The organism is Dermatophilus sp. B7861-1 (assembly GCF_058996045.1).
The window spans coordinates 1,519,597-1,545,145 of sequence record NZ_CM180082.1 but is presented as its reverse complement, the minus strand read 5'-3'; the positions used below and the strand labels follow the sequence as shown (position 1 = coordinate 1,545,145).

Here is a 25,549-nt window from a genome sequence, read left to right as displayed (position 1 = left end):
ACGGTGAGCAAGCGAGGTGGTACCGCGGTTGACCGGTCGGAACCGGTGAGCCGTCCTCGTCGGGCGAGCCTTCGCCGTCCCACGCTCACCGCTAGGGAGGCAGAGGTCTGGACGCCCACCAACTCTCAACATCGAAGGCGACCAGCATGAGCTATCCCAAAGCACACACTTCCCACGCCGGTGAAGCACTCGGCGTTCCTTCCGCCCCGGATTTCCCTGCCCTTGAAGAACGCGTCCTGGCCTACTGGAAAGAAGACGACACCTTCCGGGCTTCTGTTCAAGCTCGCCCTGCCGGGCAAGACGGCGAGAACGAGTTCGTTTTCTACGACGGTCCGCCCTTCGCGAACGGTCTTCCCCACTACGGGCACCTGTTGACCGGATACGTTAAAGACGTCATCCCGCGTTACCAAACGATGCGCGGCAAGCACGTGGAACGCCGCTTCGGATGGGACACACACGGCCTGCCTGCCGAACTTGAAGCCCAACGCCTCCTGGGGATTTCTACGAAAAAAGAAATCGAGGAGATGGGTATCGGTGCGTTCAACGCCGAATGCCGCAGCTCGGTGCTCCGATACACCGACGAGTGGCGTAACTACGTCACCCGCCAAGCCCGTTGGGTCGATTTCGACAATGACTACAAAACGCTTAACCCCCAGTACATGGAGTCGGTGATCTGGGCGTTTAAGTCTCTCTACGACAAAGGTCTCGTCTACAAAGGACACAAAGTCCTCCCGTACTGCTGGAACGACGAAACCCCTTTGTCTAACCACGAACTACGCATGGATGACGAGGTGTACCAGCAACGGCAGGACCCTTCCGTTGCTGTCTGGGTTGCGCTGCCCAACGGTGACCGCCTCGTCGCCTGGACCACCACCCCGTGGACCCTTCCCACCAACCTGGCTATGGCAGTGGGTAACGATGTTGAATACGTTGCCGTGCGTGCCGCCGACGGCGAACGATACGTCGTCGCCCAAGCACGCTTGGGGCACTATGCCAAAGAATTCGTCGGCCCTGACGGTGACCCGAAAAACGTTGACGACTTGGTTGAAGAGACCTTCCTAGGTTCAGCCCTGGTCGGGCAGCGCTACACCCCGATCTTTGACTACTTCACCGACGTGGAGCGTTGGGACACCCACAACGCCTTCCAAGTGATCCACTCCGACTCCGTCACCACTGAGGACGGTACCGGTGTCGTGCATATGGCCAGCGCCTACGGTGAAGTTGACCAGGCAGACACAGCCGCCCACGGCATTCCCACCATCCTTTCAGTCGATGATCGAGCCGAATTCACCTCTGTTGTGCCTGACTTCCAAGGCCTGCAGGTATTCGAAGCGAACCGCCCCATCATCAACAAGCTCAAAGAAAACGGGCAGCTGGTGCGCGAAGAAAGCTACGTGCACTCTTACCCGCACTGCTGGCGATGCCGTAAGCCCCTCATCTACAAGGCTGTTGGTAGCTGGTTCGTTGAAGTAACAAAAATCCGCGACCGCATGGTCGAAACCAACGAAGACATCACCTGGGTACCTGAACACGTCAAACACGGCCAGTTCGGTAAATGGCTTGAAGGCGCACGCGACTGGTCCATCTCACGTAACCGCTACTGGGGCAGCCCAATCCCGGTATGGGTCAGTGACGACCCCGAATATCCACGCACCGATGTCTACGGCAGCCTCGAAGAGATCGAAAAAGACTTCGGCCGCCTACCTCGCAACGCCGACGGTGAAGTCGACCTACACCGCCCCTTCATCGACGAACTCACCCGCCCCAACCCAGATGACCCCACCGGGCAGGCCACCATGCGTCGCGTACCGGAAGTTCTTGACTGCTGGTTTGACTCCGGCTCCATGCCTTACGCCCAGGTGCATTACCCATTCGAAAACGCCGACTGGTTCGAAAACCACTACCCGGGTGACTTCATCGTCGAATACATCGGGCAAACCCGCGGCTGGTTCTACACCATGCACATCCTGGCCACCGCCCTCTTTGACCGTCCCGCCTTCACCAGCGTGCTCAGCCACGGCATCGTTTTGGGCAACGACGGCCAAAAGATGAGCAAGTCACTGCGAAACTACCCCGACGTCAACGAAGTGTTCGCCCGTGACGGCGCCGACGCGATGCGCTGGTTCCTCATGTCCAGCCCAATCCTGCGCGGGGGAAACCTCATCGTCACTGAACAAGGCATCCGCGAAGGTGTCCGCGCCGGGCTGCTGCCACTATGGAACGTCTGGTACTTCTTCAGCTTGTACGCCAACGCCGTCACCCGCGACGACGGCACCCAAGGCTATGAAGCCACCTGGCGCACCGACTCCACCGACGTACTCGACAAATACCTGCTCGCCAAGCTGCACGACCTCGTTACTGACGTCACCGCAGCACTAGAGGTTTACGACATCGCTGCCGCCTGCGAATCCGTCCGCGTGTTCTGCGACGTACTGACCAACTGGTACGTCCGTCGAAGCCGAGACCGTTTCTGGGACACCAGCGGCGCCGACGCCACCGTGGCTCGCGACGCCTTCGACACCCTGTACACCACGCTCGAAGTGCTCACGCGCCTGACTGCTCCGCTGCTACCAATGGCAAGCGAAGAGATCTGGCGTGGCCTGACTGGTGAACGCTCCGTGCACCTGGCAGATTGGCCCAACAGTGACGACCTGCCCGCCAACCCAGCTCTCGTGCAAGCCATGGACCGCGCCCGCGAGGTCTGCTCTACCGCCTCTAGCCTGCGCAAATCCAAAGGGCTGCGTAACCGGCTCCCACTAGCCGAACTCACCGTCGTCACCGACGACCCCGCAGCCCTAGAGCAATTCACCGCACTCATCAGCGACGAAGTCAACGTCAAGAAGGTCACCTTGCTGGCCACAGACCAGGCTTCGGCAGCCGACTTCGGAATTACTCAGCGGCTTACCGTGAATGCCCGCGCTGCCGGTCCCCGTCTGGGCAAACAGGTACAAGCCGTGATCAAGGGCTCCAAGACCGGAGACTGGACAGTCGAAGACAACACAGTGGTCTGCGCGGGTATCGCACTCGAAGAATCCGAATACACTCTCGAGACCGTTGTTGCGCAGACCGAAGGCAGCGCCAGTGCCTCAGCAATGCTTTCCCGTGGTGGATTCGTTGTGCTCGACACCACCATCACCGCAGAACTGGCCGCCGAAGGTGTCGCTCGTGACATCATTCGCGCAGTCCAGCAGGCACGTAAAGACGCTGGATTTGATGTCACTGACCGCATCAGCCTCACCATCACCGGTGAAGGCGACGTGTGGGAAGCAGTCAAGAGCTTCGGTGATCTCATCACCTCAGAGACACTGGCAACCCAGTTCGGCTCTGCGCCCACCCTCGAAGCACTTCCCGAAGAAGGCTCCGTCACCACCACAGTGGGCGACGGGCAACCAATCCGACTCCTTCTCAAAAAACTGTAAAAACGGGTAGCCACGAACTGGCAGCGCGGTGGAGCTTATAAGCCCCACCGCGCTGCGGCCCGCCTAACAACCACCACCTGAACACCGAGAAAGGGCACCGTGACCCGACGCAGCGACGACAACGAACCCAGCAATGACCCCACTAAAGCTTCCAACGCTGGCACCCCACTAGACCCCGCCTACCTCGATGACTTCGGTGATGAAACCAGCAGCGAAGCCCTCGAACTAGGCGCACTCACAAAAACCATCACATCCAGTGAAGCTCCCACATCTAACGCAATGGGAGAGCGCACCGGATCTCGTGCACGCCGCCCGGCACCAGAAGACTCCGCTCTAAAAGAACGAGCGCGTGAAGTCGAGAAAAACATCATCGCGCGCAACCCCGAGCACATCATCGAGCCAACTCTGGATCGAATCCGCCACGTCATGAACCTGCTCGGTGACCCCCAACAGGCGATGCCGACCATTCATATCACCGGCACGAACGGCAAAACCACCACAGCACGCATGATCGAGCGGTTGCTGCGTGAACTAGGGCTACGCACCGGCCGTTTCACCTCACCACACCTACACGACATCCGCGAACGCATCGTTCTCTCCGGCGAACCCATCAGCACCCAACGGTTCCTCGACGCCTACGAAGACATCGTGCCGTTTGTTGAAATGGCCGACGCGGCAAGCCAAGAACAAGGCGGTCCACGCCTATCGTTCTTCGAGGTGCTCGTAGCGATGGCCTACGCCGCTTTCGCTGACGCCCCCGTCGAAGCAGGTGTCATCGAGGTCGGCATGGGCGGCACCTGGGACGCAACCAACGTCATTGACGCCACCGTCGCTGTTTTCGGCCCAATCTCGATGGATCACGAACGCTACCTCGGTAACGACATCGTCGAAATTGCACGCGAGAAAGCCGGCATTATCAAAGCTGGCTCCATCGTCATCTCGGCTGAACAAGACCCAGCGGTCAAAGAAATACTGACCGAAGCAGCTAACGCCGTAGACGCTCCCATCATCTTCATGGAAGAGAACATTGGCGTTGTTGCCCGCGAAGTTGCTGTCGGTGGGCAAATGGTCACTTTGCAGGGACTAGCTGGGGTCTACCCAGATATCTTCATCCCCCTGTTTGGAATGCACCAGGCGCACAACGCAGCCATCGCTCTAGCGGCAGTAGAAGCTTTCATCGGTGGCGGTCAGGAACAACTAGCACTCGAAGTTGTACAAGCAGCATTCGCTGACGTTACCTCCCCAGGCAGGGCCGAACTGGTACGTCGTTCACCAGCAGTCCTGGTAGACGGCGCCCATAACCCAGCAGCCATAGCATCACTGGTCGCCACGCTGGAGGACTCTTTCATGTTCACCCACACAGTGGGCCTGCTGGCGGTACTGGCAGATAAAGACGCTGAAGCCATGCTTGAACAGCTTCAGCCCATTTTCGAAGAGATCGTCATCTCTCAAACCACCTCACCACGTCGCCGCAGCGCCGAAGAGCTCGGTGCGCTCGCGGTGGAGATTTTCGGTGAGAACAGAGTACGTATCGAGCCGAACCTGCCAACTGCTCTCGACACGGCAGTTGAGTTGGCTGATGCTGCTGGCATGGGTGCTGGAGTTGTTGCGACCGGTTCGGTATTCACCGCTGGTGAAGTTCGTTTGCTGCTTGGGGCCACAGATGCCTGAGCACGACACTCAGTCGGCAGATATGCCACAGTCGTCGCGTCGAGTGACGCGACGACTGTGCGGCATGGTGCTGTGGTCTCAGATGCTCGTGATGGGATTCGCTGCAGTGGTGGGGCGAGCTCTCACCGTCGCCTCGATGCCTCAGAACGCTGATGTGGTTCTCTGGATTGGTCTGGCAATCAGTGCAGCGTGCGTAGTTGCTGCGATTGCTGTGCGATTCCGTCGAGGTGAACTGGTCGGTTGGGCGGTTCAGGTAGCCACGTTCGCTTATGCCTTTGCGGTGCCCATGATGGTTCTTGTTGGGGCGATATTCACAGGCCTGTGGCTGGTAGCCGTCCGCAAGGGCGCCCAGATGGACGCCCTCACAGACGAATGGATCAAAAACAACGCCTCACCGCAGGCGTAGCTAGCTCACGCGCCTCAGAGATCTTCTATCTGCACGAGGCGCGTGAGCTCGCGTGCACTGATCTTTGCCTCCATGAGGAACTCACCCAGCGTGATCTCCTGCGCCCACATGCTCATGAGCAGGTACCCCAGCTGATCATGCTGGATGGGGTAGATCATGTACTGGCTGTCCCCGCTCTTGAGCGTTACTTGCTCCAGCGGGGTTGCTTCTTTGTCATCACTGGTGATGGCATCGATAGCGCCGTTACTCACGGAAAACATGGTGCTCGTCATCGCTGCGAGACGACCAACTTGGTAAGACTCCAGTCCGAGCGCGCACAGGTTGTATCCATCGGCCGTGCAAAGCATCGCGCCTTCCAGAGTGGGGAGCCGCTCTGCCAAGCTTTCGAGAATCGGCAGTGTTGCGGTGCCGATTTCTTCAAGCTTGGACACCGTTTCGGTGTCGGTCTCCATATCCCATTCGGAGGTCTCGGCCGCGGGTACGTTACCCGTGTGCATCAGGCTGGTCATGATCGAGCTTTCTTCTTCTTAGTCGAGGCCAGCGCGGTTTCGACCACACGGATCACCGAGTCGCGATCACGTGGATCTCCCGCAAGAAGGCGGATATCGGGACTGAATGAATCAAGCACAGGTCGGTAGTCTTCCAGCGCCGGGTGGTTCTCTCCCTCATCTAGGCGTGTGACAGCCACGGTGAGGCGAGACCAGGTCTGCTCGTTACCGAGAACCTTGATCCATTCTGCTGTTTCCTCGAGAGCGTATTCGTTTTGGCCGTACATCCACAGAACGACGGCTGAAGCTCGTCCGCGAGCGTGGTCACGGGTGGACTGAAAACGTGCTTGCCCGGGAGTACCAACGACAGCAACGGCACCATAGTTACTGCCCCACTCGCCATAATCGAGACCGACTGTAGTCATCCGGCGAGCTGCGCGGCCGCCGGGGCGGGCCATCGTGCTCATTACTTCGGTGTTGACAACGGGGATATCACTGAGGGAACGCACGGCGGTGGATTTGCCAACTCCATAGGGGCCGACGAATGTCACCTCACGGCGAGTGGTGTGTCCGATGACGGCTTTCTTCACCACAAGGGTCTCCTTGGTGGAAGGTGTGCGGGGGGAGTTCGCCGCTACTTTTCGCGACGAAGCTTGACGAGTTCCGCATCGAGCTCAAGGATTCGCGAGTCCCGCTCAGCGATCGCATTTTTCAAGCTGCCGATACGTTGTTCGCCAACCTGCAATTTGCGCTCCTGGGTACGTGACTTCTTTTTGATTTCCTCAAGAGACGTAGTCAGCTGCTTAATGCGAGCCTGATCTGCCTCGATGATCTCGTCGAGGGAACGCAACGCTGCTGCTTCCAGACGGCCGTACTCGACGGCGTCCTTACTGGAGCGGGCGTTGAGTTCCTCAGTGAGAGCTTCGATTCGTGCATTCGCCGCAGCGAGTGCAGTGGCGGTGTCTTCGGCGTACCGGTCGGGGATTACCGGCTCGATAACCTTCTCCTCGGAAGGCTCGGCTCCTGGGGGGGCAGTCGAGGCTTCCGAAGCGAGGTCGACACCGTCGAGGCTCTCATCGGTTGCGGGGGAGGGGTTAACCCGGCCGAGAGCTTTTGAACGCTCCGCCCAAAACCCAACAAAGAGTCCAATTAGAGCTGCTGGAAACATCCAGCCTAGGGATTGCAGGAACACGATCACCCAGTCGCTCATTGGGGTCTCCTTGAATGCTCACGGACGTGCCGCTCGGCCGGTGGGGCGAGTCGCCCGTTTACGGGCATTCTTCGAGTGTGTCAAAGGTACCCACACTGAAGCACATCGAGATATCCAGGTAGGGCCGTGCTCCGCCGACGCGAGCCCTCGACTGAACATCACAAAAGGGCGCTGATCAGTCGAGTAGAGCACCGATCTTAGCGCTGGCTGCGCGAGCTTCGATACGCATGAGACCAAGGTTGCTGTCCGAAGGACCAGCAAGGGCCAGCACAGCGTTCTCACCGGCGGGGTAAACGATGATGTACCCGTTGCGGCCACGGATAACTCCCTCAGCGAGCTCACCAAGAGTGGAGCGCTCCGAAATACGCTCACCAAGACCCAGGGCGGTGGCAGCCATGGCAGCCATGCGCTCAGCCTCGTTCTCGGGAAGGTCATGGGCGATGGCAAGGCCGTCGACCGAAGCGACCATGACGCTCTGCAGTTCGGGGATCGAAGCCCGGACATTGGCGATGATCAGGGAGAGTTCTTCTTGACGGCTCACTGTGGCTCCTGTTGGAAAAGAATGGATTCCGATGATGTTGACCTTATGCCGTACGCGCGGTTCTTTGCATCGCCGATATTGACTAAGGCACTGGTCACGTACGGTTTGATCAGCGTATGCAGGCTGTGGGGCCCACAACAACACACTCGTCCGGAACACTCGTCCGGTAGTGCTACCAATTACGTTGTGCCTGCAGGTAATGGGCCTTTCCGGAGCTGTATGTATGTGTTGCATACGTCAAGGGCGAACAGGCTATAACGAGGCTTTTTGGCCACATATAGCTATTCCATGATGAATGTAAACAGGGCCGATATTGTTCAGCTATGACTCAACGTTCTCTCGTTCTTGTGAAACCCGATGGCTATGCACGTGGGCTCACAGGTGAGATATTGCGACGAATTGAAGCCAAGGGATACCGCCTCATTGCGCTGAAAGTAGCCGAACCACACCGCGAATTACTCACCCGGCACTACGCCGAGCACATGGGCAAAGCATTCTTCGAGCCCCTCGTGGAATTCATGTCCTCCGGGCCACTGGTCGCCGCAGTGATCGAAGGAGAACGGTGCATCGAAGGATTCCGCACCCTCGCCGGAACCACCGACCCCACCGTGGCAGCAGCAGGAACCATCCGCGGAGACCTCGCCAGAGACTGGGGCACACCAGTGCAACAGAACATCGTTCACGGATCAGACAGCCCCGCCTCCGCAGAACGAGAAATCAGCATCTGGTTCCCCGAACTCTGACAGTCACCCGTGAGGTGCCGCAACACCACTCACACCTGCCTCAACACCCGATGCGCAGTAGCAGCATCAGTCACAAAAACATTGATATATCCCCCCAACAGGGCACCACGGATCGCAGCAGTCTTCCCCTCACCAGCGGCCACACCAATAACCGTACGAACAGAACGCAACCGCTCCAACGGAACAGACAACACCCGCTCATATAGATCAGTCACCACCGGATGCCCCTGGGCATCAAAGTGATGCCCAGAAACATGCCCCACCGCACCCATCGCTAAAAGACGCCGCGACTCCGCATGCGAAATCCATCCATTAAAAATCGGCCCCGACGAGCCAGTCTCATCCATGGCCCCAATCCCCACCAACGCCACATCCGCATGCGAAGCCAACGCCAAAGCGTTCGCCACAGACTCCTCTTTCTTCAACTCCCGCGCCAACCGCGGCGTACCCACAATGAGTGGAGCTGGCATCTGCCGATAATCCCCACCTAAACGCTCCGCTATCCGCCGCGTCACATCAGGTGAATCAACAAGCGGATTCGCTCGGCTCAACGCCCCAATCATCTGCACCACATGCAAATCCCGCAGCGACATTGCAGGCAACTCATATGCCACCTCACTGACCGTTGTCCCCGCAGAAACCGCTAACACCGTTGCCCGCTGCACTGCCTCCACCACCACCTCCGCACCCGCCCGAGCTGGACCCGGATCAGCCTCAGCAGCACTGTCAGTCACCCGCGCCGAGCGCAACCCAAACCGCTCCACCAACGCCGACTCCAAGGCCATATGCCGCTCAACCGGATGCGATATATCGAACCGGACGATTCCCCGCTGCCGCGCCTGCGTCAACAACCTCGACACCGACGAACGTGAATACCCAATCCGCGAGGCAATCGTGCTCTGACTCAACTGATCCTCGTAATACCAACGCGAAACAGACAACAGCAGCTGGATGTGCTCACGGTGTTCGGCGATGGACTCCACCCATTTATTTTGCGCACTTGTGTGCAAATGTGGAGCGTTAGGTAAAGCTAACGCGTTCAAAAAAACACAGGTCAAAACATACATACACCTCGAATGTGACGTAGTCGTGCACACCTGTGCATGTGGTCGCTCGCCGTGGTCCACGCCAGAGATCTACGTTCTCCGCATCCCGGTAACGACGCCGGGAAGCAGGGCCGCCGCCTCGACGGCAGCCTCGACGAAGGAGACGACATGAGTCAGACCCGCGCTGAAGACACGTCGCACGACTGCAGCCCCCACCCCAGGCCCCGACTGCAAGTCGCACTCGACGTCCGCGACCTCCCCAGTGCCCTCGCACCTCTGCCGCGCGTCATCGCCCACATCGACATCATCGAATGCGGAACCGTCCTCATCCTGGCTGAAGGACTGCGCGCCGTCCGAGAAATACGAGCCCTCTTCCCCAACACAACAATCCTCGCCGACATCCGCATCGCAGAAGCCGGCTCCATCCTCTCCCGCATGGCCTTCGAAGCCGGAGCCAACCTCGTCTCCGTCGTCGCTGGCGCATCCATGACAACCGTCCGCCAGGTCTGTGCCGTCGCCGCAGAATTCAACGGAGAAGTCCAAGTCGAACTCGCCGACGAATGGTTCGACCCCGACCGCGCCCACCAATGGCGCGACGCCGGCGTCCAACACATCATCGTCAAACGTTCCCGCGACCGCGAAGCCAGCGGCGACCTCTCCTGGAAACCCACCGACCTCGAACGCATCGACCAGCTCGCCGCCATGGGATTCACCGTCACCGTCACCGGCGGCATCACCGCCACCGACCTGACAACCTTCGCCGGACACCCCGTCGGCATCATCATCGCCGGACGCTCAATCACCACCGCCACCGACCCCGCAGCCGCCGCCGCCGAACTCAACCACGCAATCGGGCAGGTCTGGAAATGAACGCCACCCCCACCATCGAACACACCCGCACCACCACCGCCACCATCGAACTAGGCATCTACGAAAAAGCACTCAAATGGACTGGCACCTGGCCCAGCTTCTTCACCCAAGCAGCAACCGCAGGATTCTCCTTCGTTGACATATCCATCGACGAAACCCCAGAACGCCAAGCACGCCTGCACTGGAACAAAAAACAACGCGACGAAGTACGCCACGCCGCCCACAATGCCGGCATCAAACTCGGCGGACTGTGCCTATCCCTCCACCGCCGCGTCGCCCCCGGATCCAGCGACCCACACACCCGCGCCCAAGCCATCCAAGTCCTTATCGACGGCATCGACCTCGCCGCCGACCTTCACATCCCCGTCCTCCAACTCGCCGGATACTTCGCCTACTACGAAACACCCCACCCCCAAAACCGCCAGTGGTACGTCGAATGCCTACGCACCGGCGCAGCCCACGCAGCAACCCGCGGCATCCTCCTAGGCATCGAAAACGTCGACGGCACCGACATCACCTCCATCTCCACCGCAATGCACATCGTCAACGAAATCGACTCACCCTGGCTCCAGCTCTACCCCGACATCGGCAACATCGCCGAACAAGGCCTCAACATCACTAGCGAACTACGCCGCGGCCGCGGCCACATGCTCGCCCTCCACGCCAAAGACGTCCGCCCCGGCGAACCCCGACGCGTCCTCATGGGCACAGGCATCGTCAACTGGGACGAAGCCTTCACCGAACTCGCCGCCCAAAACTGGACCGGCCGCATGATGATCGAAATGTGGAACGACGAAGCAGACAACTCTGCCCAACTCGCCGCCACAGCACGCCAATACATCCACGACAAACTCACCCACGCAGGCATTACCGTCACCACCCCGCCCCCAACACCCACCACCGACCTACCCCACAGCCTCACCGAACTACGCAAAGAAGTCTGCCGCGGAAACCTCGCCCTCCCCGAAGCCGGACTCGTCGCCTGGACCGGCGGAAACCTCTCTGCCCGCGACCCCGAAACCGGCCACATCATCATCAAACCCTCCGGAATGCCCTACAACGTCATGACCCCCGAAGACATGGTCATCGTTGATATCAACGGCACAATCATCGCCGGAGAACACGGACCAAGCTCCGACACCGCATCTCACCTAGCCGTCTACCGCGCCCGCCCCGACGTGATGTCCATCATCCACACACACTCCCGCTACGCCACCGCCTTCGCCGCCGCAGGCCGACCCATTCCGTGCGTCCTGACCGCCATCGCCGACGAATTCGGAGGCGAAGTACCCCTAGGGGACTATGCCCCCATCGGCGGTAACGCCATCGGCGAAGAAATAGTCCGATCCATCGGCACCTCACCAGCAATCCTGATGAAACAGCACGGCGTATTCACCATCGGCCCAACAATCGACAAAGCCCTCCAAGCCGCCATCATGGTCGAAGACATCGCCCACACGGTCCTCGTCGCAGAATCCCTCGGCACCCTCACCGAACTACCCCAAGAAGAAATCAACGCCAACTTCGACCGCTACCAAAACCGTTACGGCACCGACGCCGCCAGTGAAGGACTACGCCGATGAGCACCTACGAACTAACCACCTTCGGCGAAGCCCAAATCCGACTCACCGTCCACCGCGGCGAACGCCTAGCAACCTGCAGCGACCTCCGGCTCACCCCAGCAGGCTCCGAAGCCAACGTCGCCGGCCTACTAGCCCAACTCGCCCGCAGAACCACCTACGCCACAGTCCTACCCGGAGGAGACCTGGCCTGCCGATTCCTCTCCGAATACCGCGGCGCAGGCGTCGACCTTTCCCACGTCGTTCGTGTCCCAGAAGGCCGCATGGCCCTCTACTTCCTCGAACCAGGCGATCCACCCATGCCCGCCCGCGTCACCTACGACCGCCACCACACCGCCTTCCGCGACATCACCCCCAACACCTTCAACTGGGACGCACTGCTAGACACCGACGTCCTCTTCGTCACCGGCATCACCGCCGCACTCACCCCATCCACCGCCGCCACCGTCACCTACGCCGTCACCCAAGCCCACCGACGCGGCGTCCGCGTCGCCCTCGACGTCAACTACCGCAGCCTCCTGTGGACCCCAGCCCAAGCACGAGCAGTCCTCGAACCCCTCTTCGACAAAGTCGACATCCTCTTCTGCTCACGCTCAGACGCCCACAAACTCTTCGGCCTCGACGGAGACGGGCCCGCCATCAACGCCCAACTCCACGCCATGTACAACACCATCAACCACGTCATCTCCACAGACGGCATCAACGGCGTCTACTACAGCGGCATCGAAGGAAAATCCATCCACGCCGTCGAAACTGTCCCCATCACCGACCGCCCAGGAGCAGGCGACTCCTTCGTCGCCGCCACCCTCCACGGCTACCTCGGCAACAGCGTCAAAGACGGAATCATCTGGGGACTACGCACCTCAAAACTTGCCCTCACCCACCACGGCGACCTCACCCACGTCACCCCCGAAGAACTCGCCATACCCACCACAGCAGACATCCTGCGCTGAAAACCCACCCCACCACCTACCTACCCTCTAGCCGTTCAGCCGGCCCACCACCTAGGACTCGTCATGAGTGACATCGCTGTACCCTCAGCGCACCCAACAGCGCTACAACAAATCGACTCACGCCCACTCACCCGAAACCAAAAAAGCCTCATCGGCCTAGCCATCACCGGAAACATCTCCGAATTCTTCGACATGTTCCTCATCGGCTTCGCCGTAAACAGCCTGCTCAAAGACCCCAACTGGAACCTCAACGGCAACGAAATCGGCATCATCCTTGCCATGTCCGGCCTTGGCACCGTCATCGGCGCCATCCTCTGGGGACACCTCGCCGACCGCATCGGACGCAAAGTCAGCTTCTTCTGGTGCGTCCTGCTCTTCACCCTCTTCACCTTCATATCCGTCTTCACCCCCGACAACGCCTGGATCATGCTGGCCGCCCTGCGCGTCCTCGTCGGCATCGGCGTCGGCGGACTCAACATCGTCTCCATCCCCTACATCCAAGAATTCGTCCCCGCTAAACAACGCGGCCTACTATCCGGACTCGCCTCCGTATTCATCCCCCTAGGCCTATTCCTCGGCAGCCTCGCCTCCAAAATGGTCGGCGACAACTGGAGACTGCTCATCGCCCTGGGAGCCGCGCCAATCTTTCTCCTCCTATGGCTACGAGCCGTGCCCGAATCACCCCGCTACCTACAAACCCAAGGCCGCACCGACGAGGCCCGAAAAGCCCTCGCCTGGGCACTAGAAATCCCCGTCAACAAACTCGGTGAACTACCTGCCCCCACCCACACCGAAGCAGCCTCATACTCCATTATCTTCAGCAACTACCTACGGCCACTAGTCATCATCACCCTCGGATCCTTCAGCTTCATCCTCGGGTCCTCCGTCATCCAATCCTGGGGCCAAACCATCCTTGGCTCCGGCTACGCATTCGACACCGGCATGGTCGCCAACCTCTTCATGCTCGTCTCACTCGGTGACCTCCTCGGCCGCCTCACCTCCGCCTGGCTCGCCGACAAAATCGGCCGCAGAAGGACCATGTTCAGTTTCGGACTCATCGGCGCCTGCGGACTACTCCTCGCAGCTATCTCCACAACCACCGGTGATAGCGCCCACGCCGGATGGATCTTCTTCACCGGAATCCTCATCGCCATGACCTTCGGCGACGGAGCCTTCGGCATCCTCAATGCCTTCGGAGCTGAACAATTCCCCAACGAAGCCCGATCCACCGGACTCGGCCTCGGATACGGCATCGGAGCCACCGCCAAAATCTTCGGACCCGCACTCCTGGGCGCAATGTTCGGAGCAAAAGTCACCCTCGACTCCATCGCCCCAGCCTTCACCTTCTTCGCCGCACTCCTACTCCTCGGCGGTATCACCTACCTCTTCGCCACCGAAACCAAAGGCAAATCACTCGACACCATCTAACCCACCACCAACCACACAACACCAACCAACCGGAGATCAGACATGAGCAAAATCGACGAAATCACCCGCGAAAAATGGATCCTCGGGGCATTCCCCGAATGGGGAACCTGGCTCAACGAAGAAATCGACAACACTCACGTCGAACCAGGCACCGTCAGCATGTGGTGGATCGGCTGCACCGGTATCTGGCTCAAAACCGAAAACGGCACCAACATCGCCACCGACCTATGGTTCGGCAACGGCAAACGCACCCAAAAAGTCACCGAAATGAAGCCCTACCACCAGATGCGCAACATGACCGGTGGACGAGCACTCCAACCCAACCTGCGCGCAGCACCCATCGTTTACGACCCCTTCGCCGTAACCCAGGTCGACGCCGTCCTGGCCACCCACATCCACCAAGACCACATCGACCCCTTCTTCGCCGCAGCAGTCCTGAAAAACTGTTCGCCCGACGTCCCCTTCATCGGCCCACAAGGCTGCGCCGACCTCTGGGTCTCATGGGGTGTCCCAGAAGAACGCATCACCGTCGTCAAACCTGGTGACACCGTACAAATCAAAGACGTCGAGATCGTCATGCTCGACTCCTTCGACCGCACCGTCCTGGTCACCTCCTCCGAAGACCTCGAAGGCACCGTCCCCACCATGGACGACAAAGCAGTCAACTACCTATTCAAAACCCCCGCCGGGAACATCTACCACAGCGGCGACTCGCACTACTCCATCCGCTACGCCAAACACGGAAAAGACCACCACATCGACGTCGCCCTAGGCTCCTACGGCGAAAACCCCATCGGCAACCAAGACAAGATGACCTCCGTGGACATCCTGCGCATGGCCGAAGCCCTCGGCACCAAAGTGGTCATTCCGTTCCACCACGACGTATGGACCAACTTCAAAGCCGACCCCATGGAAATCCTCATGCTGTGGCGCTACAAGAAAGACGTCCTGCAGTACCAGTTCAAACCATTCCTCTGGGAAGTCGGCGGCAAATTCACCTACCCCACTGACAAAGACAAAATCCAATACCACTACCGCCGCGGCTTTGAAGACTGCTTCACCGAAGAACAAAACGTCCCATTTCCCTCCATCCTCTAAGCACCACGCCCATCACATGCGGGTGGCCCGCACACCATCACGGTGCGCGGGCCACCCGCATGCCCCAAAAACCTCAATCAACACGGAGCCTCATGCACACTCACCTCCGGAACCGGGCCATCCCAACGCACAACCTCCACCAAAACATGCTGACCAGTACACCCCTGCGACAAACCAGAGGTAGCAACATCAGCAGTCAACACATTCGGATTACCGTGCACACACGTCCCCACACGTAGCCCAGCCTGGCCAGCCTCTGGCCCATGCACCTGCGGGTCATACGGGTCAAACCATGCCCCCGTCGACAACTGCACAACGTTCTGGCGCACAGCATCACTCAAAATCGCCCCCGCCAGACAAGCCCCGCGATCATTGCTCACCAAAACGACATCTCCGGTATCAATACCCCGCGCCGCAGCATCCGCAGGATTCAAACGAATCGGCTCCCGACCAGCCACCTTCGAAGCCATCGATGTAGCACCGTCATCAAGCTGAGAATGCAGCCGTGAAGCAGGCTGATTAGCCAACAACAACAACGGGAATGTATTGGCATAGTTCGCACCCAAATACTCTGTAGGAGCCAGCCACGTTGGGTGCCCCGGGCAATCAGGCAACTCAAGCGCAGCAATCGTCTCGCTCGTCAGCTCAATGCGACCCGACGGAGTAGGCAACGGATTCTCATCAGGATCCGCCCGGAAATCCTCAAACGCCACAATGGAACCCAGCCGAGGCAGATCAATCCCCTCGCTATCCCAAAACTCCTCAAACGATGGCAGCTCCGGCACCTGCATCCCCGGCGGCGTGATACGGCCCTGAGTGACATCCTCCTCAAAAACGCCGTACAAGTGACGCAGCCACTCCTGCGCATCACGGTTCTCAGTGAAAACCTCACCCACCTCAAGCCGCTCGGCCAAAGCTGCGTAAATATCGTAGTCATCACGAGCCTCGCAGTACCGAGAAACCAGCGCTCGCATCGGAGTTAGTCGCGCCCCCGAACGCGCCCCACCAATATCATCACGCTCAAAAGTAGTGGTGGAGGGAAGAACGATGTCTGCGTGACGTGCTGTAGACGTCCAGTAAGGATCAGAAACGATGATCGTGTCTGGACGGGTAAAAGCATTCGTCAGACGCCCCAGATCTTGATGGTGATGGAAGGGATTTCCTCCGGCCCACCACACCAGACGAATATCGGGATACGTGTAAGTGCCACCGTCATACGTGAACTCCTCACCCGGATGAAGAAGCAAATCACTGATCTTGGCAACCGGGATGAACTCACTAACTGGATTCTGCCCTTGAGGCAAAGCTGGGAACCGTAGCGGCGTAGAGGAACAGCCTGGCTTATTCATCGACCCATACCCGCTGGCAAACCCACCACCAGGAAGACCGATCTGCCCCAAATGAGCCGCAAGCGCCAACGCAGCCCACATGGGTTGTTCACCATGGCGAGCTCGCTGCAATGACCACGAAACAGTGACGAGTGTGCGCGTTTCAGCGGCCAAGCGCGCTAAGGCTTGAATCTCTTCAGCCTTAATCCCCGTAATCTCCTCCGCCCAGCGCGCGGATTTCGGCTCACCATCACTGCGGCCAAGGATGTAATCGGCATACGTGTCAGCACCCGAGCAGTACTTCTCCAGAAATTCGCTATCAGCGAGATTCTCTTCGAGCAGAACATGGGTCATCGCGAGCATGAGTGCCGTGTCCGTTCCAGGAGAAACAGGTACCCAGCGCGCTCCAGGTAGGTCATCGCGCAGCGGTGAAACAACCACAAGGTTCGCGCCACGGGAATGTAAAGCATCAAGCGCTCGCCCGGTGGGGTGATCACCTGCGCCTCCTGCATCAATTCCAGTGTTTTTTAAGGGAACTCCACCAAAAGCGATGAGCGTTTCTGTGTGCTCAGCGATGACATCCCACGTGGTCGCGAACTGAGTCAGGGCGGACTCGTCCGTAAGGATGTGCGGGAAAAGAACTTCCGACGCTCCCGTTGAATATGTATTTACACCCCGCGTATATCCGCCCAATGTGTTGAGAAAGCGGTGAAGTTGACTCTGCGCGTGATGAAAACGCCCTGCGCTTGCCCAACCATAGGAGCCCCCGAAAACTGCCTGCGCGCCATGGTCACGGTAAACGCGACCTAGCTCATCGGCGAGACGGTCAAGCACCTCATCCCACCCTGGGGTGATCCAGTCTTGATTAGAGCCAGCGCGCCCGCGCTCGCGGTCAGGTCCTGGGCCGTGTTCCCACCAGCGGCGTCGTACAGCAGGGCGCTGTACACGCGAAGGGCGCGTGACCGCGCCTGGCACGTTATCCAGCAGGGCAGATGGTGCAGTGTCATCGGACCAGGGGGTGACAGATTCGATGTCGGTTCCATCGGGGGAATGGTGGGCGTCGTACACACCCCAGTGGGAGACATGGCGGGAACTCATGTACTCCAGGGTGCCCCACGCGTGGAGCTTGAACGTTCACGGAAGCGAAAAGTGAGAGAATATTTAAAGGCAGTGTCGCCACCGTGATTAGGGGAGTGGTGGGAAGCGCTGGTAAAGTCGCCTCTTGCCGTCAGAACGGCCGCGGATAAAGAGCGCCGGGTGGATAAGCCCCCGAGCACCGCGCAACGACAGATCGAGGAGTTGCCCAGTGTCGCTGGACGCCGAAACCAAGAAGCAGATCATGGAAGAGTACGCCACGCACGAGGGTGACACCGGTTCCCCTGAGGTGCAGATCGCGCTCTTGACCAAGCGCATCAATGACCTCACCCAGCACAGCCGTGAGCACAAGCACGACCACCACAGCCGTCGTGGCCTGCTCCTTCTGGTTGGTCGCCGTAAGCGCATGCTGCGTTACCTCGCAGACATTGACATCGAGCGCTACCGCTCACTCATCAAACGTCTCGGTCTGCGTCACTGAGTCTTCGCGTCAAGGGCGGTTCCTTTGGGAGCCGCCCTTGACGCGTATCCCGTATCACGCAGAGGACGACGTCTCTAGATACGGGTGCGCTTTTCTGAAAGCACATACACGCCCGGAAAAGTGCAACACGCCCGCCTAACGGGCCTCACGTCGTGAAAACTGTCCCAAAACAGGACAGCATGGAAGGAAAACTCGGCTGGGCTGCAATGCGCCCCCGAGAAACGAGCGCACGAACGCTCGTAACGTGCCCGGCCCCGAGGTCCACGGACACAGTGTCAAACACAGCCTGGACGCTGCCGCGCACGAGTTGGAACACCCGATGCACAACGACGATGCATTTGGTGAGTAGATGAAGAAAAGGAGGGCCCACATGGAGGGTCCAGAAATCACGTTCGCCGAAACCGTCATCGACAACGGAAAGTTCGGCAAGCGCACCATCCGGTTCGAAACCGGACGTCTCGCAAAGCAGGCCGCAGGCTCGGTCACTGCTTACATCTTTGAAGATGAGATGGACACCGGCACCGCTCTGCTGTCCACCACCACCGCGGGCAAGACACCCAAGGACCAGTTCGACTTCTTCCCGCTGACCGTTGACGTTGAAGAACGCCAGTACGCTGCGGGCAAAATTCCCGGTTCGTTCTTCCGCCGTGAAGGCCGCCCCGGCACCGACGCGATCCTGACCTGCCGCCTCATCGACCGCCCGTTGCGTCCCTCCTTTGTGAAGGGCCTGCGCAACGAGGTTCAGGTTGTCATCACCGTTCTCGCTAGCCACCCGGACTACCAGTACGACGTGCTGGCGATCAACGCAGCATCGGCATCCACGCAAATTTCCGGTCTGCCGTTCTCTGGCCCGGTCGGTGGCGTCCGTGTTTCTTTGATCGACGGACAGTGGGTTGCTTTCCCTGACTTCTCACACGCCGAGAAATCCACCTTCGACATGGTTGTTGCAGGCCGCATCGTTGGCCAGAACGCTGACGGCAGTGACGATGTTGCCATCATGATGGTGGAAGCTGAATCCACGGAATCCACGTGGCAGCTGGTGAAAAACGAAGGCAAGACCGCCCCGACCGAAGAGGTCGTTGCCGAGGGGCTCGAAGCCGCCAAGGTGTTCATCGCGCAGCTGTGTAAAGCCCAGTCCGAGCTGGCCGCTACCGCTGCCAAAGAGGTCCGCGAATTCCCGCTGTTCCTTGACTACCAGGACGATGTTTACGCCGCTGTTGAGACAGCTTCTGGTGAGAAACTCCGCGAACTGCTCTCAGTAGCAGACAAGCAGGAACGCGAAGACGGCATCGATGATCTGAAAGAAGAACTCAAGTCTTCACTCGCCGGAACTGAAGAAGAACCAGGCGAATTTGCTGGGCGGGAAAAAGAAATTTCCGCCGCCTACAAAGCCGTCCAAAAGAACCTGGTCCGCGAGCGCATTCTGCGTGAGCAGGTCCGCATCGATGGCCGTGGCTTGGCCGATATTCGGGCACTCTCGGCCGAAGTTGAGGTGCTTCCACGAGTTCACGGTTCGGCGATCTTCGAACGCGGTGAAACCCAGATTATGGGCGTGACCACCCTGAACATGCTCCGCATGGAGCAGCAAGTGGACTCGCTGAGCCCGCATACGCGCAAGCGGTACATGCACAACTACAACTTCCCGCCGTTCTCCACTGGCGAGACCGGGCGCGTTGGTTCGCCTAAGCGTCGCGAGATCGGTCACGGCATGCTGGCCGAACGCGCGCTCGTGCCTGTTCTTCCCAGCCGTGAAGAATTCCCATACGCAATCCGTCAGGTCTCTGAAGCCCTCGGATCTAACGGGTCGACCTCGATGGGGTCGGTCTGTGCATCGACGCTGTCACTGCTCAACGCCGGTGTGCCGTTGCGCGCCCCAGTTGCTGGTATCGCGATGGGTCTGGTCTCGGCCGAAATCGACGGCGAAATGAAGTACGCGGCGCTGACCGACATCCTTGGCGCCGAAGATGCCTTCGGTGACATGGACTTCAAGGTTGCCGGTACGCGCGAATTCGTTACCGCTATTCAGTTGGACACCAAGCTCGACGGCATCCCTGCCTCCGTGCTTGGCGGGGCTTTGAAGCAGGCCCGCGAAGCTCGCTTCCACATCCTCGACGTGATGCTCGAGGCAATCGACACCCCCGACGAGATGAGCCCCTTCGCGCCTCGCGTGATCTCGGTTCAGGTTCCCGTCGACAAGATCGGTGAAGTCATCGGCCCGAAGGGCAAGATGATCAACCAGATCCAGGAAGACACTGGCGCAGACATCTCGATCGAAGATGACGGCACCGTCTTCATTGGTGCTACTGACGGCCCCTCGGCCGAAGCAGCACGTGCCGCTGTCAACGCGATCGCTAACCCACAGATGCCAGAGGTTGGCGAACGCTTCCTTGGCACAGTGGTCAAGACCACCACGTTCGGTGCGTTTATCTCCCTGCTTCCGGGCAAAGACGGCCTCTTGCACATCTCTGAAGTGCGCAAACTGGTCGGTGGCAAGCGCATTGACGTGGTCGATGACGTTCTGGCAGTGGGGCAGAAAGTGCAGGTTGAGCTTAAAGAAATCGACCCGCGCGGAAAGCTGTCCCTTGCCGTTGTGCTGACCGAAGAGCAGCAGGCAGCAGCCGAGGCTGCAGCTTCCGAAGGAGCTAGCTCCAGCTCCAGTTCCGAAGGTGAAAGCGACTCCCGTCCGCGTCGCCGCGGCGGACGAGGCGACAATGGTGGGCGCCGCCCGCGTCGCGACGACGATGACGCCCCGCGTCCCCGCCGTCGCCGCCGGACGCACCACGATGACAATGTCGAATCCGGCACGAACACTCGCGAGGCCAAAGAGCTCGTCGACTCCGCTAAAGCTTCCGAGGGCGCAAGTAACTCCTCCGAAGAAGCCTGAGTGAGTCGCTAGCTCGCATAGTCAGAGCAAGCTGCCTGTGGGGCTCTTCCCGTTACCGGGAAGAGCCCCACAGAAGCATCCGGGGGTTCCTGGCCACGCCGAATAGGAAACAATCCACAGCGGGCGTTGTCCCCAGAGCGCATGCGGCAGCAGAACACGCTTTACGCTGGCGAGCATGACTCAATCAACCCCAGAAGACCGAAAGCATCTCGGCATGCTCCGGTTAAAACCGGTGGAAGACATCCTCCATCAGCAGGACGATGAGTCCGCTGTCGCCGGTGAAACTGGCCAATTCGTCAAACGCCTCGGGTTGAAAGACCTCATCGGTTTCGGCGTAGGCATGATCATCGGCACCGGGATTTTCACCCTCACCGGGATCGAGGCCAAGAACCACGCAGGCCCAGCCGTGGTCTTGGCCTTTCTTATTGCCGGAGCAGTGAGCGGGTTGGCTGCGCTGTGCTACGCCGAGCTCGCTGCCGCTGTCCCGACTGCGGGATCGGCATACACCTACACATACGCCACCATTGGTGAGATCTTCGCGTGGATCATCGGGTGGGACCTGGTTCTGGAATTCGCGCTCGGTGCTGCCGTGGTATCGCGAGGATGGTCGGGATACATGCTGCACCTGTTCCCCTGGTTACCGAGTTCATTATTCGGTGAAGGATCAGTCATCAATCTCGGGGCTATCGGGATCGCCATCATTCTTGGGGTGGTTGCCACGATAGGGGTCCGTGAGAGCGCCTGGGTCACCAACCTGCTTGTGGCAGTCAAAGTTTCCATTTGTGTGTTCATCATTGCGCTCGGTGCCTTCTTCGTGAAAGCGCAGAACTGGCAGCCATTCATTCCACCGTCGCAGCCCAGTGCTGCCGACACCGCATCAGGATTGAAGCAGCCTCTTTCGCAGTGGGTGTTCGGTTTTGAGCCTGCAGCATTCGGGATTGGTGGAGTGCTTACCGCAACGGCAGTGGTTTTCTTCGCCTATTCCGGGTTCGAATCAGTAGCGAACATGGCTGAAGAATCCACGAACCCCGCCAAAGACATGCCTCGAGGACTGATCGGCGCGTTGGTACTGTGCATGATTTTGTACATGGGCGTCTCCGCTGTGATCACCGGAATGGTTCCCTACAACCGCATTGATGAAGGGGCTCCTTTGGCTGCAGCGTTCACCTCTGTCGGGTTGGGGTGGGCTGGAGTTCTGATCTCTATCGCCGCGATTTGTGGCCTGACTTCGGTGATTTTGGTGGACATCGTAGGGATGGGGCGGATCGGTTTCGCGATGGGCCGAGACAAACTTCTACCAGCGTGGATTGGTCGGTTGCATCCCAAGTACGGCACCCCCTCGAGGATGACGCTTTTGACGACGGCTTTTGTTGTCCTTCTTGGCGGCTTCGTTCCGTTGGCGGAACTGGCTGACATGGTCGCCATCGGAACACTGTTTGCGTTTGTCGTTGTCAGCGTGGCTGTGCCGGTGCTACGGCGAACTCGCCCAGACCTGAAACGGCCTTTCCGGGTCCCGTTCTCACCCGTTGTGCCAATAATTTCGGTGTTGGCATGCCTGTTTTTGATGACCAACTTGTCTTTGGAGACGTGGATTCGGTTCCTGGTGTGGTTTGGGATCGGTGTGGTTATTTACGTGACGTACAGCTACCGGCATGCCCGCGTTGGTAGTGAGGGCACGGCTGGTTGATAACTGATTTGTCTGCACTGTGCAGGTAAGCGGCGGTACCCGGCAGGGTGTCGGTTACCGCCGCTTACCTGTGTGCCTGGCGGTGATGTTCTGCTTTCGTGGATGCAGGAATTGGCCAGGATTACTGCAGGTGAGCCGTCGGTTGCAGTGGCTCGTTCAGCCCGTCACAGGGTCAGGCGTGCGACCCCAGTGCGACGATGTGCTCAGGTAGCCGGTCGTTGTTGCCGTACATGAAGTGGTTGCTCATGTTCTCTGAGAATCGGCTGGCCTCGGTGTATTTGCCAACGGCTTCAGCTACCTGACGTACCAGCATCGGGCTCGCGCCGCAGCACACGCCGAGGTAGTGGGCGCCGAGATCGAATGCTTCTTTGGCGAACGCCTCGATCTCGTACCGGTTGGTGTAGAGCGGGTCGAGGGCGGTGGGGAAAGCACGTCCGTGTGGCGAGGGAACGCTGGCAGAGACGTCGGAGAGGTTGAAGAAGGTGGGTTCTTCTTGGGAGGTGCGGTAGGGGATAGGTAGTGCCCCTACGTGGCAGGTCACTGCCTTTCGGATGGCGCGTAGCCAGGGCATCATCGTTTCTGGTCCGCGGAAGCAGTTCAGTCCTACTACGTCTGCGCCGCCTTGTTCTAAGCGGCAGGCTGTTTCGACAATGTCGACGCCGTCGGTCATTTCATTGGCGGCCATCGGTGCGATGGTGAGTACTACGGGCAGACCGCTGCTTTTTGCTACTTCGAGGGCGGTGAGTGCTTCGCCTGCGTAGTAGAACGTTTCACCGATGATGAGGTCGGCGCCTTCGTCGACGGCCCAGCCCACCATTTCGGTGAACATGGCGCGTACTTCGGCTTGGGATGCGGGGTCTGCGGGGTCCCAGATATTGCTGTTGCTGATGTTGCCGGCCATGAGGTTGCCGGGGACGGCATCGGCGACGTTGCGGGCGATTTGCAGTGCGGCGCGGTTCAGTGGTTCGAGTAGGTCTTCTTTACCGATGACGCGCATTTTTTCGCGGTGGCCGTTGTAGGTGAAGGCTTCGACGATGTCAGAGCCAGCGCGTTGGAAGTCCACGTGCAGGGCTCGTAGTGCGTCTGGATGTTCTAGGGCTACCTCGGGTACGAATTCGCCTGCGGTGAGGTATCCGCGGCGTTCCAGTTCGAACAGGAATCCTTCTGCGCAGATCACGGGGCCTGCGTCGAGGCGTTCGACCAGGGTGGGCTGTTCACTCATTATTGCTCTCCTCGGCAATTTTGGAGCTTCACCACGAGGGAGCGGATGAGCCGCAGGTGTCGATGCGCGGGCGTGCCTGTTTGTGGGCATGCCTTAAGGTGACGCCGCGGCCGTCCATCACTCGTGGATCGGCATATTGGTGACGGCGCAGGCGGTCTCCTGACTTTCAGGTCGAACGCTCTTCCTCAGCCTTCCCGGAGGGACTCCAGTGGCATGTGTGAGGCGGAGCTTCCTGATCACAGTGGCGAGGACCGTGCCGGTTTTTCACCGGCTTCCCGTTTCTGCGTCGTGTGCCCGGGAGTCTAAGCGTGACGCGGTTTTTCGTCTCATGTCCGACCGGATAACGGACAGGTGTGTACCGCGGCGAGAGGGGTTAGGAGTGTCTGGTGGTGGTCGTGGGGACCTCGCCGATTGCTTCCAGTGGGCGGCGGCGCATGCGGTGGGGGAGGACGAGGTGGGCTGCTTCGTCGAGGTCGTTTTCGGTGATGGTTCCGCGTCCGTGCCAGGCTGCGAGTGCTTTGGCTGCGCGGAGCATCATGATGTCGGCGCGGTGTCCGTCAACACCTGCTTCCATGCAGGTTCGAGCTACGGTGTAGAGGTGTTCGCGGGGGACGGTGACGTCTTTGACGCGGTGCATTGCTCCGGCGATGCGGCGGGAGAGGCGGCGGGATTCTTCTTCCCAGCGGCAGACGAAGCCTGCGGGGTCGTCTTCGTAGGCTAGGCGGCGTTCGACGATTTGGATACGTTCGGCGATGGATGTTGATCCGTTGATGGTGACGCATAGGCCGAAGCGGTCGAGGAATTGTGGACGTAGTTCTCCTTCTTCGGGGTTCATGGTGCCGATGAGGGTGAACCGGGCGGGGTGGGAGAGGCTTACGCCTTCGCGTTCGACGGTGTTGACGCCCATTGCGGCTGAGTCCAGGAGTAGGTCGACGAGGTGGTCGTCGAGGAGGTTGACTTCGTCGACGTAGAGGATGCCGCGGTGTGCGGCGGCGAGCAGGCCTGGGTCGAGGCGGCGGGTTCCGTCTTTGAGGGCGTGTTCGAGGTTGAGGGTGCCGGTGATGCGGTCTTCGGTGGCGCCGATGGGTAGTTCGATGACGGGTACGCGGACGTTTTTGATGGGGGGTGTATCACCGAGGTTGGGTTCGAGATGTTCGCGTAGGTCGTGGTATTCCTCGGGGGAGAGGTGGAAGGGGGATCCGTCGATTTCGGGGTGGGTGGGGAGTAGTTCGGCTAGGGCGCGTACGGCAGTGGATTTGGCGGTGCCTTTTTCGCCGCGGATGAGTACGCCGGATAGTGCGGGGGAGATGACGGCTAGGAGGAGGGCTAGGCGCATTTCGTCTTGTCCGACGATGGCGGCGAAGGGGTATGGGGGGCGGTGCATGGGGGCTCCTGCGGG

General features: G+C 59.5%; 20 protein-coding genes and 1 riboswitch. Of the genes, 12 read left to right on the top strand and 8 right to left on the bottom strand.

The features are described 5' to 3' along the window. Window positions 1-146 precede the first annotated feature (146 nt). The 3 genes from ileS (at window position 147) to AC2T9U_RS06805 (ending at window position 5,496) form a co-directional block, all read left to right on the top strand. Entirely contained in the window at window positions 147-3,419 is a 3,273-nt protein-coding gene (ileS, locus tag AC2T9U_RS06815; RefSeq protein ID WP_493695616.1) for an isoleucine--tRNA ligase, read from the top strand. Window positions 3,420-3,518: 99 nt separating this feature from the next. Then, window positions 3,519-5,090 (top strand): bifunctional folylpolyglutamate synthase/dihydrofolate synthase, encoded by a 1,572-nt coding sequence (locus AC2T9U_RS06810; protein ID WP_493695615.1) that lies wholly within the window; start codon window positions 3,519-3,521, stop codon window positions 5,088-5,090. Further along, complete coding sequence (locus AC2T9U_RS06805; protein ID WP_493695614.1) at window positions 5,083-5,496, top strand: DUF4233 domain-containing protein; 414 nt, start codon at window positions 5,083-5,085, stop codon at window positions 5,494-5,496. The genes AC2T9U_RS06810 and AC2T9U_RS06805 overlap by 8 nt, the downstream gene beginning before the upstream one ends. Window positions 5,497-5,510: 14 nt before the next feature. On the opposite strand, the gene AC2T9U_RS06800 is transcribed toward AC2T9U_RS06805, so the two are convergent. The 4 genes from AC2T9U_RS06800 to AC2T9U_RS06785 form a co-directional block, all read right to left on the bottom strand. Further along, on the bottom strand, window positions 5,511-6,005 hold the full coding sequence (locus tag AC2T9U_RS06800; RefSeq protein WP_115030016.1) for a roadblock/LC7 domain-containing protein: 495 nt from the start codon (window positions 6,003-6,005) through the stop codon (window positions 5,511-5,513). Further along, the gene (locus AC2T9U_RS06795; protein ID WP_028327844.1) at window positions 6,002-6,577 is read right to left on the bottom strand and encodes a GTP-binding protein; all 576 of its coding nucleotides are present in this window, start codon (window positions 6,575-6,577) and stop codon (window positions 6,002-6,004) included. Before AC2T9U_RS06795 ends, AC2T9U_RS06800 begins: the two co-directional genes overlap by 4 nt. A gap of 41 nt (window positions 6,578-6,618) precedes the next feature. Further along, window positions 6,619-7,194 (bottom strand): hypothetical protein, encoded by a 576-nt coding sequence (locus AC2T9U_RS06790; RefSeq protein WP_115030018.1) that lies wholly within the window; start codon window positions 7,192-7,194, stop codon window positions 6,619-6,621. Window positions 7,195-7,369: 175 nt separating this feature from the next. Then, window positions 7,370-7,735: a roadblock/LC7 domain-containing protein gene (locus AC2T9U_RS06785; protein WP_028327842.1), complete on the bottom strand. Its 366-nt coding sequence runs from the start codon at window positions 7,733-7,735 to the stop codon at window positions 7,370-7,372. 323 nt (window positions 7,736-8,058) lie between these two features. Between AC2T9U_RS06785 and ndk the strand changes: the two genes are divergently transcribed. Continuing rightward, entirely contained in the window at window positions 8,059-8,478 is a 420-nt protein-coding gene (gene ndk, locus AC2T9U_RS06780) for a nucleoside-diphosphate kinase (protein ID WP_115030022.1), read from the top strand. A gap of 29 nt (window positions 8,479-8,507) precedes the next feature. Here the strand turns inward: ndk and AC2T9U_RS06775 are convergent, their stop codons facing one another. After that, complete coding sequence (locus AC2T9U_RS06775; protein WP_493695613.1) at window positions 8,508-9,461, bottom strand: sugar-binding transcriptional regulator; 954 nt, start codon at window positions 9,459-9,461, stop codon at window positions 8,508-8,510. A gap of 120 nt (window positions 9,462-9,581) precedes the next feature. Between AC2T9U_RS06775 and AC2T9U_RS06770 the strand changes: the two genes are divergently transcribed. The 5 genes from AC2T9U_RS06770 to ulaG all read left to right on the top strand — a co-directional run bounded on the left by AC2T9U_RS06770 (window position 9,582) and on the right by ulaG (window position 15,453). Then, window positions 9,582-10,394 carry an orotidine 5'-phosphate decarboxylase / HUMPS family protein gene (locus tag AC2T9U_RS06770; protein ID WP_493695612.1) on the top strand — a complete coding sequence of 271 codons (813 nt, stop codon included), beginning with the start codon at window positions 9,582-9,584 and terminating at the stop codon, window positions 10,392-10,394. Beyond that, window positions 10,391-11,977, top strand: a complete 1,587-nt coding sequence (locus AC2T9U_RS06765; RefSeq protein WP_493695611.1) for an L-ribulose-5-phosphate 3-epimerase — start codon at window positions 10,391-10,393, stop codon at window positions 11,975-11,977. The genes AC2T9U_RS06770 and AC2T9U_RS06765 overlap by 4 nt, the downstream gene beginning before the upstream one ends. After that, window positions 11,974-12,927: a sugar kinase gene (locus AC2T9U_RS06760; protein WP_115030026.1), complete on the top strand. Its 954-nt coding sequence runs from the start codon at window positions 11,974-11,976 to the stop codon at window positions 12,925-12,927. The genes AC2T9U_RS06765 and AC2T9U_RS06760 overlap by 4 nt, the downstream gene beginning before the upstream one ends. A gap of 63 nt (window positions 12,928-12,990) precedes the next feature. Then, window positions 12,991-14,355: an MFS transporter gene (locus tag AC2T9U_RS06755; RefSeq protein WP_493695610.1), complete on the top strand. Its 1,365-nt coding sequence runs from the start codon at window positions 12,991-12,993 to the stop codon at window positions 14,353-14,355. 42 nt (window positions 14,356-14,397) lie between these two features. Continuing rightward, window positions 14,398-15,453, top strand: a complete 1,056-nt coding sequence (gene ulaG, locus AC2T9U_RS06750) for an L-ascorbate 6-phosphate lactonase (RefSeq protein ID WP_493695609.1) — start codon at window positions 14,398-14,400, stop codon at window positions 15,451-15,453. A gap of 77 nt (window positions 15,454-15,530) precedes the next feature. Here the strand turns inward: ulaG and AC2T9U_RS06745 are convergent, their stop codons facing one another. Beyond that, window positions 15,531-17,879: a molybdopterin-dependent oxidoreductase gene (locus AC2T9U_RS06745; protein ID WP_493695608.1), complete on the bottom strand. Its 2,349-nt coding sequence runs from the start codon at window positions 17,877-17,879 to the stop codon at window positions 15,531-15,533. 208 nt (window positions 17,880-18,087) lie between these two features. Here AC2T9U_RS06745 and rpsO point away from each other — a divergent pair, with 208 nt between their 5' ends. From rpsO to AC2T9U_RS06730, 3 genes are all read left to right on the top strand, one after another. Further along, window positions 18,088-18,357, top strand: a complete 270-nt coding sequence (rpsO, locus tag AC2T9U_RS06740) for a 30S ribosomal protein S15 (RefSeq protein WP_028327834.1) — start codon at window positions 18,088-18,090, stop codon at window positions 18,355-18,357. A gap of 370 nt (window positions 18,358-18,727) precedes the next feature. Continuing rightward, window positions 18,728-21,241, top strand: a complete 2,514-nt coding sequence (locus AC2T9U_RS06735) for a polyribonucleotide nucleotidyltransferase (protein WP_493695607.1) — start codon at window positions 18,728-18,730, stop codon at window positions 21,239-21,241. Window positions 21,242-21,416: 175 nt separating this feature from the next. After that, on the top strand, window positions 21,417-22,928 hold the full coding sequence (locus AC2T9U_RS06730) for an APC family permease (RefSeq protein ID WP_493695606.1): 1,512 nt from the start codon (window positions 21,417-21,419) through the stop codon (window positions 22,926-22,928). 172 nt (window positions 22,929-23,100) lie between these two features. On the opposite strand, the gene AC2T9U_RS06725 is transcribed toward AC2T9U_RS06730, so the two are convergent. Beyond that, window positions 23,101-24,150 (bottom strand): homocysteine S-methyltransferase family protein, encoded by a 1,050-nt coding sequence (locus AC2T9U_RS06725; protein ID WP_115030037.1) that lies wholly within the window; start codon window positions 24,148-24,150, stop codon window positions 23,101-23,103. A gap of 132 nt (window positions 24,151-24,282) precedes the next feature. Then, a riboswitch (cobalamin riboswitch) is annotated at window positions 24,283-24,471 on the bottom strand. A 52-nt stretch (window positions 24,472-24,523) separates the two neighbouring features. Next, window positions 24,524-25,534 carry a magnesium chelatase ATPase subunit I gene (locus AC2T9U_RS06720; protein ID WP_493695605.1) on the bottom strand — a complete coding sequence of 337 codons (1,011 nt, stop codon included), beginning with the start codon at window positions 25,532-25,534 and terminating at the stop codon, window positions 24,524-24,526. Window positions 25,535-25,549: the final 15 nt, after the last annotated feature.

Coding starts and splice junctions, on each gene's coding strand:
- ileS (WP_493695616.1), top strand. CDS start 147: ATGAGCTATCCCAAAGCACACACTTCCCACGCCGGTGAAGCACTCGGC.
- AC2T9U_RS06805 (WP_493695614.1), top strand. CDS start 5,083: ATGCCTGAGCACGACACTCAGTCGGCAGATATGCCACAGTCGTCGCGT.
- AC2T9U_RS06800 (WP_115030016.1), bottom strand. CDS start 6,005: ATGACCAGCCTGATGCACACGGGTAACGTACCCGCGGCCGAGACCTCC.
- AC2T9U_RS06790 (WP_115030018.1), bottom strand. CDS start 7,194: ATGAGCGACTGGGTGATCGTGTTCCTGCAATCCCTAGGCTGGATGTTT.
- ndk (WP_115030022.1), top strand. CDS start 8,059: ATGACTCAACGTTCTCTCGTTCTTGTGAAACCCGATGGCTATGCACGT.
- AC2T9U_RS06770 (WP_493695612.1), top strand. CDS start 9,582: ATGTGGTCGCTCGCCGTGGTCCACGCCAGAGATCTACGTTCTCCGCAT.
- AC2T9U_RS06765 (WP_493695611.1), top strand. CDS start 10,391: ATGAACGCCACCCCCACCATCGAACACACCCGCACCACCACCGCCACC.
- AC2T9U_RS06760 (WP_115030026.1), top strand. CDS start 11,974: ATGAGCACCTACGAACTAACCACCTTCGGCGAAGCCCAAATCCGACTC.
- AC2T9U_RS06755 (WP_493695610.1), top strand. CDS start 12,991: ATGAGTGACATCGCTGTACCCTCAGCGCACCCAACAGCGCTACAACAA.
- ulaG (WP_493695609.1), top strand. CDS start 14,398: ATGAGCAAAATCGACGAAATCACCCGCGAAAAATGGATCCTCGGGGCA.
- AC2T9U_RS06745 (WP_493695608.1), bottom strand. CDS start 17,879: ATGAGTTCCCGCCATGTCTCCCACTGGGGTGTGTACGACGCCCACCAT.
- AC2T9U_RS06735 (WP_493695607.1), top strand. CDS start 18,728: ATGGAGGGTCCAGAAATCACGTTCGCCGAAACCGTCATCGACAACGGA.
- AC2T9U_RS06730 (WP_493695606.1), top strand. CDS start 21,417: ATGACTCAATCAACCCCAGAAGACCGAAAGCATCTCGGCATGCTCCGG.
- AC2T9U_RS06725 (WP_115030037.1), bottom strand. CDS start 24,150: ATGAGTGAACAGCCCACCCTGGTCGAACGCCTCGACGCAGGCCCCGTG.
- AC2T9U_RS06720 (WP_493695605.1), bottom strand. CDS start 25,534: ATGCACCGCCCCCCATACCCCTTCGCCGCCATCGTCGGACAAGACGAA.